Annotated in this window: 10 protein-coding genes and 2 pseudogenes; 8 read left to right on the top strand and 4 right to left on the bottom strand. The window is 72.5% G+C overall.

The features are described from left to right. Window positions 1-27: 27 nt before the first annotated feature. The 5 genes and pseudogenes from EMA09_RS29045 to EMA09_RS18720 form a co-directional block, all read left to right on the top strand. Window positions 28-156, top strand: a pseudogene (locus EMA09_RS29045) (sensor histidine kinase); the annotation flags it as partial. Next, window positions 149-310 (top strand): annotated as a pseudogene (locus tag EMA09_RS18735) (response regulator); the annotation flags it as partial. The pseudogenes EMA09_RS29045 and EMA09_RS18735, both read left to right, overlap by 8 nt. 199 nt (window positions 311-509) lie before the next feature. Continuing rightward, window positions 510-1,121, top strand: a complete 612-nt coding sequence (locus EMA09_RS18730) for a 50S ribosomal protein L25/general stress protein Ctc (protein ID WP_129842164.1) — start codon at window positions 510-512, stop codon at window positions 1,119-1,121. 69 nt (window positions 1,122-1,190) lie between these two features. Continuing rightward, window positions 1,191-1,778, top strand: coding sequence for an aminoacyl-tRNA hydrolase (gene pth, locus EMA09_RS18725; protein ID WP_129842163.1), 588 nt, complete (start codon window positions 1,191-1,193; stop codon window positions 1,776-1,778). Window positions 1,779-1,831: 53 nt separating this feature from the next. Beyond that, a complete protein-coding gene (locus EMA09_RS18720; protein ID WP_206305969.1) occupies window positions 1,832-2,320 on the top strand; it encodes a hypothetical protein in 489 nt (162 codons plus the stop codon). 64 nt (window positions 2,321-2,384) lie between these two features. On the opposite strand, the gene EMA09_RS18715 is transcribed toward EMA09_RS18720, so the two are convergent. Further along, window positions 2,385-3,230, bottom strand: coding sequence for a serine protease (locus EMA09_RS18715; protein ID WP_129842162.1), 846 nt, complete (start codon window positions 3,228-3,230; stop codon window positions 2,385-2,387). 274 nt (window positions 3,231-3,504) lie between these two features. Between EMA09_RS18715 and EMA09_RS18710 the strand changes: the two genes are divergently transcribed. Further along, entirely contained in the window at window positions 3,505-4,344 is an 840-nt protein-coding gene (locus tag EMA09_RS18710) for an MBL fold metallo-hydrolase (protein WP_129842161.1), read from the top strand. Window positions 4,345-4,377: 33 nt separating this feature from the next. On the opposite strand, the gene ppc is transcribed toward EMA09_RS18710, so the two are convergent. Then, complete coding sequence (gene ppc / locus EMA09_RS18705) at window positions 4,378-7,110, bottom strand: phosphoenolpyruvate carboxylase (RefSeq protein WP_240796692.1); 2,733 nt, start codon at window positions 7,108-7,110, stop codon at window positions 4,378-4,380. A 317-nt stretch (window positions 7,111-7,427) separates the two neighbouring features. On the opposite strand from ppc, the gene EMA09_RS18700 reads away from it, so the two are divergent. Next, complete coding sequence (locus EMA09_RS18700; protein WP_129842159.1) at window positions 7,428-8,495, top strand: fatty acid desaturase; 1,068 nt, start codon at window positions 7,428-7,430, stop codon at window positions 8,493-8,495. A gap of 25 nt (window positions 8,496-8,520) precedes the next feature. After that, complete coding sequence (locus tag EMA09_RS18695; RefSeq protein ID WP_240796691.1) at window positions 8,521-9,186, top strand: TetR/AcrR family transcriptional regulator; 666 nt, start codon at window positions 8,521-8,523, stop codon at window positions 9,184-9,186. Between the two features lie 124 nt (window positions 9,187-9,310). Here EMA09_RS18695 and EMA09_RS18690 read toward each other — a convergent pair whose 3' ends face one another. Both EMA09_RS18690 and EMA09_RS18685 read right to left on the bottom strand, forming a co-directional pair. Continuing rightward, window positions 9,311-9,715: a rodlin gene (locus tag EMA09_RS18690; RefSeq protein ID WP_129842158.1), complete on the bottom strand. Its 405-nt coding sequence runs from the start codon at window positions 9,713-9,715 to the stop codon at window positions 9,311-9,313. Between the two features lie 136 nt (window positions 9,716-9,851). Then, on the bottom strand, window positions 9,852-11,747 hold the full coding sequence (locus EMA09_RS18685; RefSeq protein WP_276324191.1) for a rhamnogalacturonan lyase: 1,896 nt from the start codon (window positions 11,745-11,747) through the stop codon (window positions 9,852-9,854). Window positions 11,748-11,838 lie beyond the last annotated feature (91 nt).

The following is an 11,838-nucleotide window of genomic DNA, read 5'->3' as shown; positions in this document are numbered from 1 at the left end:
GCGGGGGCGGCCACGAGCGGGCGCGGCACCGGCGGTTTCGGCCTCGACGGGACGCGCGCCCGCGCGGGAAGACTCGCCGGCACCCTGACCGTCGAGGCGGAGCCCGGGCAGGGCACGGCGATCAGCGTCCGCGTACCGTTGTCCGGCCATGAGTGAGGGCACGCTTCTGATCGTGGACGACCATCCCGTCGTGCGGGACGGCCTGCGTGGCATGTTCGAGGCGGCCGGCGGCGTCGAGGCGGTCGGGCTGACCGAGCGGCTCGACCCGGACGTCGTGCTGATGGACCTGCGCATGCCGGGCGGCGGCGGTCGCCGCCGGCTACGAGCGGGGCATCCTGGGGCCGGACGGGGCTCGCGCGGGGGGCGGGGTAGGCTGGGAAGGTCGCTCGGCGAGGGAAGGGCCCGGCAAGGGGTTCGACCGTTATCGACGCGCGCTCTTCGTAGCAGGCCCGCACGCCCCGGGGCCGGGTGACCGTTTCCGTACCGGTTCCCTCACGAGGAGTGCACCCATGGCCGATGTGAAGATCAGCGCCGAGGTCCGCAAGGAATTCGGCAAGGGCGCGTCCCGCCGTATCCGCGCCGTCGGCAAGGTTCCCGCCGTCATCTACGGGCACGGCACCGAGCCCGTGCACGTGACCCTCCCGGGCCACGAGACGATGCTCGCCCTGAAGAGCGCGAACGTCCTGATCACCCTGGACATCGAGGGCCGCGAGGAGCTGGTGATCCCGAAGGCCGTGCAGCGCGAGGCCATCCGCGGCTTCCTCGTGCACCTCGACCTGCTCGTCGTGAAGCGCGGCGAGAAGGTCACCGTCGAGATCCCCGTCCACGTCGAGGGCGAGCTGGCCCCCGGCGGCGGCCTGCTGGAGCACGTGCTGAACGCCCTGCCGGTCGAGGCCGAGGCCACCCACATCCCCGAGTCCGTCACCGTGTCGGTCGAGGGCCTGGAGCCGGGCGCCTCCATCCTCGCGAAGGACATCACGCTGCCGCGCGGCACGTCGCTCGCGGTCGACGGCGACGACGTCGTGATCCAGGTCCTCCAGCCGCAGGGCGAGGAGCCGGCCCCCGAGGCCGCCGCGGCCGAGGGCGAGAGCGCGGAGACCGCCGAGGAGGCCTCCGCCTGATCCCGCTGCCCGCCGCCCCCCGACCGGCCGCCGGTCGGGGGGCGGCGGCGTGCCTGACACAATGCGGGGGTGAACGACGACGCACCCTGGCTCATCGCCGGGCTCGGGAACCCCGGGCCGAGTTACGCCGCGAACCGCCACAATGTCGGCTTCATGGTCGCCGACCTGCTCGCCGCGCGGACGGGCGGCGCGTTCAAGTCGCACAAGTCCCGCGCCCTCGTGCTGGAGGGGCGGCTCGGCGCGCCCGGCTCCGGCGGGCCGCGCGTGGTGCTCGCGAAGCCGCAGACGTTCATGAACCTGTCGGGTGGCCCCCTGACGGCGCTCAGCTCCTACCTGCGGGTGCCGCCGGAGCGGCTGGTCGTCGTCCACGACGAGCTGGACATCGGCTACGGCGTCCTGCGGCTGAAGCGCGGCGGCGGCGACAACGGGCACAACGGCCTGAAGTCCATCACCGCGTCCCTCGGCCCGGACTACCACCGGGTCAGGTTCGGCGTGGGCAGGCCGCCGGGCCGCATGGACGTGAAGACGTTCGTGCTGAAGGACTTCTCCACGGCCGAGCGCAAGGAGCTCGACTACTTCGTGGACCGCGCCGCGGACGCCGTCGAGGCGCTGATCACGCAGGGTCTTGAGCGGGCGCAGGGCGCGTTCAACGGCTGAGGCACCGCCGCGCGGCTTGACCGTACGCGCAAGTGTGGCCAAAGATCTCCGCCATGGCCGAGATACGTCGCAGCTTCGCCCGCAGGGCGGGGGAGAGCGCGTTCGGGGCGCTGCTGGTCGCCCGCATCGTCCTGGTCCTTCTCGTGGCGGCGCTGCTGCTGGCGGGCGGTGCCCGCGCCTCGTGGGACACGGCGCCGCACGCGATGTTCCCCGGCGACCGGGACAGCGGCGAGATGACCCTGTCGGTCTGCGACCGGGACGTGTGCAGCGGGCCGTTCGCGCCGACCGGGCAGACCGTCGAGCTGCACCAGACGATCGGCCGTGAGGCCGGTGAGAAGCTGCCGGTGGCGCTGCGGCCCGGGACGGACGAGGCCGTCGTGACGGGCCTGCCGGGCATCCTGTTCGCGTGGGCGCCGCTGATGGGCGGCCTCCTGCTGGCGGCCGTCGTGATCGCCGGGGGCCTGCGCTGGTACCGCACCGCGTGGTCGCTGGCCGGCACGGCCCTGGCCGCCCTCGGGGTCACCTTCGCGCTGTGGATCTGACGGGGCCGCGCGGCGCGGGCGGCGTGCCTCCCGGTGCGGGGGCGTGCCGTCCGCGCCGTGCGCGTCATCCGGCGATCGTGTCCTCGATCCAGTCACGGAAATTCGGTATGCCGGTCAGCACTTCGGTGGTGACGCCGCAGTCGCCGAGGCTGCGGGAATCGGCGCCCGCGAGTTCCCAGTGGTCGCGGACCCACAGCAGGCCGGGCGATCCGGAATCACCGCCGCAGGGGCCGTAGATGTCCTCGGGGTTGTCGGCGCAGATGTCGCCCTCGGTCCATTCCCATTCGCCGCCGTCGAGGCATTCACGGTGCGGGAGGACCGTGGTGTCGATCTGCTTGAGGGTGGTCGGCAGCTCGGTGGCGTCGTTCGACTCGTAGCCCCAGCCGAGGATGCGGAGCTGCGTGCCGGGGCGGCCGGTGCTCCGGGCGATCGGCACCGGCTCGTTCGGCACGGCCCGGTCCAGGTGGAGCAGCGCGAGGTCCGACTGGCGCGGCTGGTCGAGGTCGAAGTAGTCGGGGTGGACGTACACCTCGGAGACCTCGGCGGTGCTGCCGCCGCTCGTGCGGTCGAGCGAGCCGACACGCGCGTGGAACAGCGACGCGTCGATGACCTCGCCGGTCTCCCGGTCGCTGACGCAGTGCGCCGCCGTCACGACCCACTCCTCGTCGATGAGCGAGCCGCCGCAGCGGAACCGCGCGACGCCGTCGTCGCGCGTCATCTCGATGGCGGTGACGAAGTCGTAAGGACCGGTGGCCTCGTCGCCGCCGATGATCATCGGCACGGGGTCGGAGGCCGCCTGCGCGGTGGCCGGGAGGGCGGCGACGGCGCAGGCGGCGGTCACGGCGGCGGCCAGCGCGCCGCGGGTGAGGGTTCGGCGGAATGTGCGGGGGTTTCGTGATTCCTCGGTCAAGGAAATTCCTCTGCTCGTTCGAAACTCGGTGAATTCCCCGGGGCGGCGCCCACGCTAACCCCGGGGCGAGAAACACGTCACCGCGTTGACCCGGGTTTCCCGAAACAATCAACAGGGCGCCGGAAGTTTACGGCGATCACCGGCCGGAAAGGGTTGCGCGGGTCACCGGCAGGATCGGGTCACTTTCCGCGGGATTCCGTTGCGCGGGTTTGCCGCGCCGCCCCGCCCGCCGCACCGGAATGCGGCCCGCGCCCCGCCGTGCTTCGCTTGGGGCATGTCCCCGCCGCCCGTGCCGACCCCCGCGCTGTCGTACGCCGTCCACACGGCGGGCGGTCCCGGCCTGCACAAGACGTCCGTCATGGTCATGGGCGAGCGCGACGTCCTCCTCGTGGACGGGCAGTTCACACTCGCCGAGCAGCACCGGGTCGTCGCCGGGCTGCTGGACTCGGGCAGGCGCCTCACGACCGTGTTCGTCGGCACGCCCGACCCGGACTGCTGGCTCGGCCTCGAAGTGGTCAGGGACGCGTTCCCCGGCGCCCGGTTCGTCGCGCCGCCCGGCACGGCGGACCGCATCGCCGCCGGCGCGGAACGGCACCGCGCCGCGTGGCGGAATCTCGGCGCCAACCTGGCCGGCTCGGTCGTCGTCCCCGAACCGCTGGCCGGGTCCGCGCTGGAGCTGGAGGGGCGGGTGTTCGAGGTGCGCGGCGGCGTGCCGTCCGACCCGGAGCTGACGCCCCGCACGCAGTACCTGTGGCAGCCCGAGGACCGCGCGCTGATCGGCGGCGCCCCCCTATCCGCCGGCCTCCACCCGTGGACGGCCGCCGCGCCGTCCCCCGCCGCGCGGGCCGCCTGGGACGCGGTGCTCGCCGAGGCGGAGACGCTGGACGCCGCCTTCGTCGTCCCCGGCCACCGCGCGCCCGACACCGCGACCGACCCGTCGGTGATCGCGTTCACCCGCGCCTACCTCGCCGCGTTCGGCGAGGAGGCGGAGCGGGCGCGGGACGCGGACGCCCTCAAGGAGGCGATGCTGCGGCGCTTCCCCGGCCTCGACGGCCTGCTCGGCCTCGACCTGGGCGCCCGCGCCGCCGTCGGCGTGCCGGTCCGCACGGGCTGACCGCGCCCGGCCGGACCGGCCCGCCGCGCGGGCTCAGCCCGTGTTGCGCATGCCGGCGGCCACGCCGTTGACCGTCAGCAGGAGCGCGCGGGACAGGAGCTGGTCCGGCTCCTCGCCGCGCGCCGCCGCCTCGCGCTGCCGGTGCAGCAGCGTCACCTGGAGGTACGAGATCGGGTCGAGGTACGCGTCCCGGATGCGCAGGGTCCGCCGGAGCGCCGGGTTGGCCTCCAGCAGCTCACCGCCGCCGGTGATCCGCAGCACCTCGGCGACCGTCCGCCGGTGCTCGTCCTCGATGACCTCGAACACGTGCCGCAGCTCCTGCGGCACCAGCGTCTCCACGTAGTGCCGTGCGACGCGCAGGTCCGTCTTGGCGAGCGTCATCTCGACGTTCGACAGGAAGTTGCGGAAGAAGTGCCACTGCTCGAACGCCTCGCCCAGCACGTCCTCGAGGCCCGCCTCGCGCGCCGCCGCGAGACCCGCCCCGACGCCGAACCAGCCCGGCACGATCTGCCGCGACTGCGTCCACCCGAACACCCACGGGATGGCCCGCAGCCCGTCGAGGCCCGCGCCCGTGTCGGGGCGCCGCGAGGGACGCGACCCGAGGTGCAGCTCGGCGAGCTGGTCCACCGGCGTCGAGGCGAAGAAGTACGCCGGCAGGTCCGGGTCCTCCACGAGCCGCCGGTACGCCGCGTGCGCCGCCTCGGAGACGGTGTCCATCGCGGCGTCCCAGCGCGCCAGCGCCTCCACGGACTGCCGGGGCGCGGTGTGCAGGGCGGACGCCTGGAGCGTGGCGCCGACCGTCAGCTCCAGGTTCTCCCGGGCGAGGGACGGCACCAGGTACTTGTCGGAGATGACCTCGCCCTGCTCGGTCACCTTGATCTCGCCCTCCAGCGTCCCCCACGGCTGGGCGAGGATCGCGTCGTGCGTCGGCCCGCCGCCGCGCCCGACCGTGCCACCGCGGCCGTGGAACAGCCGCAGCCGCACCCCGTGCCGGTGCGCCACGTCGCGCAGCCGCCGCTGCGCCCGGTGGATCTCCCACTGGGAGGTGGTGATGCCGCCGAACTTGGAGGAGTCGGAGTAGCCGAGCATGACCTCCTGCACGTCGTCGCGCAGCGAGACGAGCCGCCGGTAGGACGGGTCGGACAGCATGGCGTCCAGCAGCTCGTCCGCGATGCGCAGCTCGTCCGTGGTCTCCAGCAGGGGGACGATCCCGATCTTCGCCCACCCGGCGTGCAGGTCCATGAGGCCGGCCTCGCGCGCCAGCACGGCCGCCGCGAACACGTCGTCGGCGCCCTGGCACATCGAGATGATGTACGACTCGACGATCTCGGGGCCGAACGTGTCGAGCGCCCTGCGGACCGTCTCGAACACGCCGAGGGTCTTCGCGCCGGCCGCGTCCAGCGGCGCGGGCGTCGGCGCCAGCGGGCGGCGGGAGCGCAGCTCGCGGGCCAGCAGCTTGGTGCGCTGCTCGCGCGGCATGTCGGCGTAGCGCCAGGACTCCTCGCCCAGGCGGTCGAAGAGCTGTCCGAGCGCGTGGTGGTGGGCGTCGGCGTGCTCGCGCACGTCCATGGTGGCGAGCTGGAGGCCGAACGCCGCCACCGTCCGCATGACCCGCTCGACCCGGCCGTCGGCGATGAGGCCGCCGCGGTGCTCGCGCAGCGACGCCTGGACGATCGCGAGGTCGGCCAGCAGCTCGCCGGTGCCGAGGTAGTCGCGTCCCGGGACGTGCGCGGTGCCCTCGGCGAGGCGCGTGCGGGTGTTGTCGAGCTTCTGGCGGATGCAGGTGACCTTGAGCCGGTAGGGCTCCTCGGCGTTCAGCCGCTTGTAGCGCGGCGTGATCTCCGGCAGGCGCTCCAGGTCCTCGGCGAGGGAGTCGAGCAGCTCCCGGCCGGCGCCCGCGTTGCGGATCGAGTTGGACAGGGCACTGCGCAGCTCGTCGATGTGGTGCAGGGCGCCGTTGATGCCGTGCTCGTGCTGGAGGAGCAGGACGTCCCAGGTGACCTTCGGGGTGACGTTCGGGTTGCCGTCGCGGTCGCCGCCGATCCAGGTGCCGAACGTGAGGGGGCGGCTGCCGGAGGGCAGGGGGGCGCCGGCCCGCTCCAGCTCGGCGGCCAGGTCCTCCAGCACGTCGCCGACGGCGTCGGCCTGGAGCTCGTCCAGGTAGTAGACGGCGTTGCGGGCCTCGTCGGCGGGCTCGGGGCGGACGACGCGCAGCTCGTCGGTCTGCCAGATGAGGTCGATGTACTCGGCGAGGCGCCGGTCGGTGCTCCGCGAGCCGTCGGCGGGCCGGTCGAGGAGTTCGGCGATCTTGCGCAGCTTGGTGAGGACCGAGCGGCGCGCCGCCTCCGTCGGGTGCGCGGTGAACACCGGGCGGACGTTGAGGTTGGCCACCGTACGGCGCAGGTGCTCCGGGTCGGCGTCCTTCAGCATGTCGGCGGTGCGGGTGAGGACGCCGCCCTCGGCGGCGCGGCGCTCCCTGACCTCGCGGCCGCGGTGGACCTGCTCGGTGACGTTGGCGAGGTGGAAGTAGGTGGCGAAGGCGCGCACCAGCTTGGCGGCCGTCGCGAGGTCGGTGCCGCCGAGGAGTTCGGCGGCGGCCTCGCCGTCGGTGCGGGTGAGCCGGCGGACGCGTTCGACGAGGGCCAGCAGTTCGGGGCCGTCCTGGCGGACCAGGGTCTCCCCGAGAAGATCGCCCAGACGGCGGATGTCGGCGCGCAGCGCGCTACTGCTTTCCGGCAGGCCCTTGGCGTCCTTGGCGTCGGACACGCCCAGCGGCTCCGGGACTTCTCTGCTGTCTGGACTGCTCACGGGTGCGGCTCCTCGCAGCTCGTTCTCTTGGCAGGTCATGGGGCTCGTGACCGGACCGCGCTGTCCGACGGGTCAATCGTAGTCAGGCGCCGTCACGCGACCGCCGGGGTGCGGTCGGAAGTGGTCTCGGGGCCTGCGGCGTCGTCGCCGCCTGCAATACTTACGACACCGTAGGTTACGGCCGCGTAGCCGGTGGCGCCTTCCTGACCGGGCGCTCCATTCCCGTGCGGGCCGTCTCCTCAAACCTCCCCCACCCCCCACGACCGAGGACGTTCATGACTTCTTCCCCTGAATCGGCGGTGACCGCGCCGCCCGACGGGCCGCAGGCACCCGCCGGGGAGCCCGTGCCGGTGTCCGGCGACGAGACCGCGCTGCCGACCGCCACCCTGGGCGGTGAGCAGCGCACGTCGGTGGAGCAGGTGGCGCTGCTGCTGTTCATCGTGGTGCCGTTCATCGCGCTGGTGGCGGCGGTGCCGCTCGCGTGGGGCTGGGGGGTGAGCTGGCTCGACCTCGGGCTGATGACGGCGTTCTACTTCCTCGGCTGCCACGGCATCACGATCGGGTTCCACCGGCACTTCACGCACAGCGCGTTCAAGGCGCGGCGGCCGATGCGGATCGCGCTCGCGATCGCCGGGTCGCTCGCCGTCGAGGGGCCGCTCGTCCGCTGGGTCGCGGACCACCGCAAGCACCACCAGCACTCGGACGCCGAGGGCGATCCGCACTCACCCTGGCGCTACGGGGAGACGCTGCCCGCGCTCCTGAAGGGCCTGTGGTGGGCGCACATGGCCTGGATGTTCGACACCGAGCACACGGACCAGCGCAAGTACGCCCCCGACCTGATCAAGGACCCGGACATCCGGCGGATCTCGCGGCAGTTCGTGCTGTGGACGGTCGTGTCGATCGCGGCGCCGGCGGCGATCGGCGGTCTCGTCACCTGGTCGTGGCAGGGCGCGGCGACGGCGCTGTTCTGGGGCTCGCTGGTACGGATCGCGCTGCTGCACCACGTCACCTGGTCGATCAACTCCATCTGCCACGCGGTGGGGAAGCGGCCCTTCCGGTCGCGCGACCGCTCGGGGAACGTCTGGTGGCTCGCCGTCCTGTCGTGCGGCGAGTCCTGGCACAACCTGCACCACGCCGATCCGACGTGCGCGCGGCACGGCGTCGACCGGTGGCAGCTCGACTCCAGCGCGCGGCTGATCCGCTGGTTCGAGAAGGCCGGCTGGGTGTACGACGTCCGCTGGCCCAAGCAGTCGCGAATCGACGCGAAGCGTAACAAAACGACCGCGGATGAGTCGGGCAGTGCCGTAAACCGGAAGGAAACGACCGCGTCCCGCGCGGCATGATGGGGGCGTGGCGACCGACAACAGCATCCAGGACAGCGGCAAGGGCCGACCCGCACGCTCCGGGCGGCGGGGCGGCCCCCGGCGCCGGATGACCGGCACCGAGCGACGGGAACAACTGCTGGACATCGGCCGCACGCTCTTCGCGGAGCGCGGATTCGAGGGCACGTCGGTCGAGGAGATCGCCGCCAAGGCCGGCGTGTCCAAACCGGTCGTCTACGAGCACTTCGGGGGGAAGGAAGGGCTCTACGCGGTCGTGGTGGACCGCGAGATGAGCCGCCTGCTGGGGATGGTCACCGGCGCGCTGACCGCCGGGCATCCACGCGAGCTGCTGGAGCAGGCGGCGTTCGCCCTGCTGGACTACATCGAGCAGTTCACGGACGGCTTCCACATCCTCGTGCGCGACTCGCCGGTGGCGCAGTCGACGGGCACGTTCGCGTCGCTCATCGGCGACATCGCCACCAAGGTCGAGGACATCCTGGGGCACGAGTTCAAGAGCCGCGGTTTCGACGCGAAGCTCGCCCCGATGTACGCGCAGGCGCTCGTCGGCATGGTCGCGCTGACGGGCCAGTGGTGGCTCAACGTGCGGCGCCCCCGCAAGGGCGACGTGGCCGCGCACCTCGTGAACCTGGCGTGGCACGGCCTCCAGGGCCTCGAACACGACCCGAAGCTCGTCGGCCGCCGCAGGACGTAGCGGCCCGGCGCGGCAGGTGGGGCGCGGACAGCAGAACGCGGCCCCCTCCCCGGGGTGGCGGGGGAGGGGGCCGCGGCTCGCGGAACGCCGGTCAGAAGGCCGAAGAACCCGGGTCCGCAGATCCTCAGTGCTTCGAGACGCCGTTCTCCGACAGGAGGGACAGGTCCGAGAGGATGTGCGACAGCGGGTCGTCGCCGTCGGTCTGCGTGGAGTTCTCGGTGCAGTTCTGCTGCGGGTCGCCGGTGATGACGTCCTGCAGGCCGACGTTGACCAGGCCGACGATGTTCTGGGCCTGGAGGTTCGGAACGGCGATGCACGGCTTGTTCAGCGAACCGTTGACCAGGGAGATGTTCGGGCTCATGTACCCACCGGTGGTGGTGTTGCCGTAGACCTGGTCGCTGCCGTTGCCGTTGACCGAGCTGGTGCCCTCCTCGTCGCCACCGATCGCCATCGCCGGGGCGGCAGCGGCACCGGCAACGGCAAAGGCGGAGGCCGCGATGGCAACCGTGGCGAGCGTCTTCTTGATCACTGGCTTGTCCTTCCGAGTTCTGGGATGCCCTGTGTGTCGAGCGCCCTGAACAACGCGTCCGGAGGGATTCGGTTGCCGCCGTTCACCCGTTGAGACCAACCTCGTGGCCCGGTCGGGTTGCTCCCTTGACGCCACGTCAGGGACGCGGCGCCGTACCCATCCCCGTGCCGAGGAAGAACGACGGGTGCGGGGGCTGGTTGTAGGCCGTGTTCTGCCACGCCAGGCCCGTCCGGTACATCCGGTCCTGCAGCAGCGTCGTGATGCGCAGGTCCGTCTCGATCGGCGTCGAGTAGATGCGCAGCGCGCGGTTGTCGCTCGTGCGCCACACGACCTCCTCGCGCCAGTCGCCGAGGATGTCGCCGGAGAGCGCCGGAGTGGCCTTCGTGCCGTTGTTGGACGCCACGCCCGAGCCGGTCAGCAGCCGGGTGTCGCCGCCGCTGCCCCACTTGTCGATGTGCGTCCCGTCGAGCAGCTCACGGCTCGGGTCGCCGTCCCACCAGGCGAGGAAGTTGACGCTCGACGGCTCGCGGCCCACCGAGGATCCCGACAGGCCCCGCAGCGTCGAGTCGGCCGCCGACCAGAACTCGCCCCCGGCGTTGTTCGGGTTGATGTCGCCCGCGACACCCCGGCCGTTGTCGGAGCCCGAGGCGGTCTGCCACACGATCTGCCCGTTCGCCGGGTTGACGCGCAGCGACGACGGTTGGCTGCTCGACTCGGACACCTTGAAGTACTCGAGTCCCGCGCTGTTCGGGTCGAAGTCGCCGAGGTGCTGGGCGTCGCCGTGACCGGTGCGCGTCGTCCACAGGGCGTAGCCGTTGTCGTCGACGGCCATCGCGCCGTAGACGATCTCGTCGCGGCCGTCGCGGTCCACGTCGCCGATGGACAGGCTGTGGCTGCCCTGCCCGTCGTAGCCGCGGCCGACGTTCGTGGAGCTGTTGGTGTCGAACGTCCAGCGGCGGGTGAGCTGCCCGTTGCGGAAGTCCCAGGCCGCGATCACGGTGCGGGTGTAGTAGCCGCGGGCCATGATGAGGGAGGGGCGGTCGCCGTCGAGGTAGGCGGTCCCGGCGAGGAACCGGTCCACGCGGTTGCCGTACGAGTCGCCCCAGGACGACACGCTGCCCCGGCCGGGGACGTAGTCGACGGTGTCGAGGGCGGCGCCCGTCTCCCCGTCGAAGACGGTGAGGTACTCGGGGCCGGACAGGACGTAGCCGCTGGAGTTGCGGTGGTCGGCGCTCGCGCTGCCGATGACCGTGCCGCGGCCGTCCACCGTGCCGTCCGCGGTCTTCATCGCCACTTCGGCGGACCCGTCGCCGTCGTAGTCGTAGACCTGGAACTGCGTGTAGTGCGCGCCGGAGCGGATGTTGCGGCCGAGATCGATGCGCCACAGCCGCTCGCCGGAGAGGGTGTAGGCGTCGATGATGGTGTTGCCGGTGTAGCCGGACTGGGAGTTGTCCTTCGAGTTGCTCGGGTCCCACTTGAGGACGAACTCCAGCGTGCCGTCGCCGTTCAGGTCGCCGACGGAGGCGTCGTTGGCGTTGTACGTATAGCTGGATCCGTTGACGCTGCCGCCGGCGGGGGGCTCGATCGGGACGTCGTAGTAGCCGGGCCGGAACTGGATGGCGTGCGGCGAGAACGCCTGCTCCACGCCGTTCACGACGGGGCGGACGCGGTAGTCGGCGTAGTTGGGCGCGCCGGCGTGGAAGTAGTTGGTCGCGCCGGTGATGGGGCTGCTGTTGACCTTGAGATCGCCCCGGTAGAGGTTGAACGCCACGTCGTCCGGGTCGCTCGCGAGGTAGCGCCAGCTCACGAGGTTGCCGTCGCCGGTGTGCACGCTGACGAGGCCGCGGTCGAGGTTCTCCAGCTGGGCGAGCGGCCGGACGTCCTGGACGGCGGCGGTGTCGGCGCTCGCGGCGGCCGTACCGGGCTGGGCGGCGAGGCCGGCGGCGGCGAGCGTGGCGGCGAGCAGGGTGGTGACCAGACCCCGGGGGCGGCTGCGACCGCGCCCGTGCCTGCGTCCTGGTGCAGGGGACACGCTGTCTCCTCGGGTTGGTTGTGGGGGACATGACCAACCCGAGGTCGCCGCGGGCGGGGGAAAGGTTGCCGCCCGCCGACGGATTTTTTTA

The sequence above is a fragment of the Streptomyces sp. RFCAC02 genome (assembly GCF_004193175.1).
GTDB lineage: Bacteria > Actinomycetota > Actinomycetes > Streptomycetales > Streptomycetaceae > Streptomyces.
Note: the sequence above shows the minus strand (reverse complement) of the source record. Positions and strands in the feature narration are given on the sequence as shown.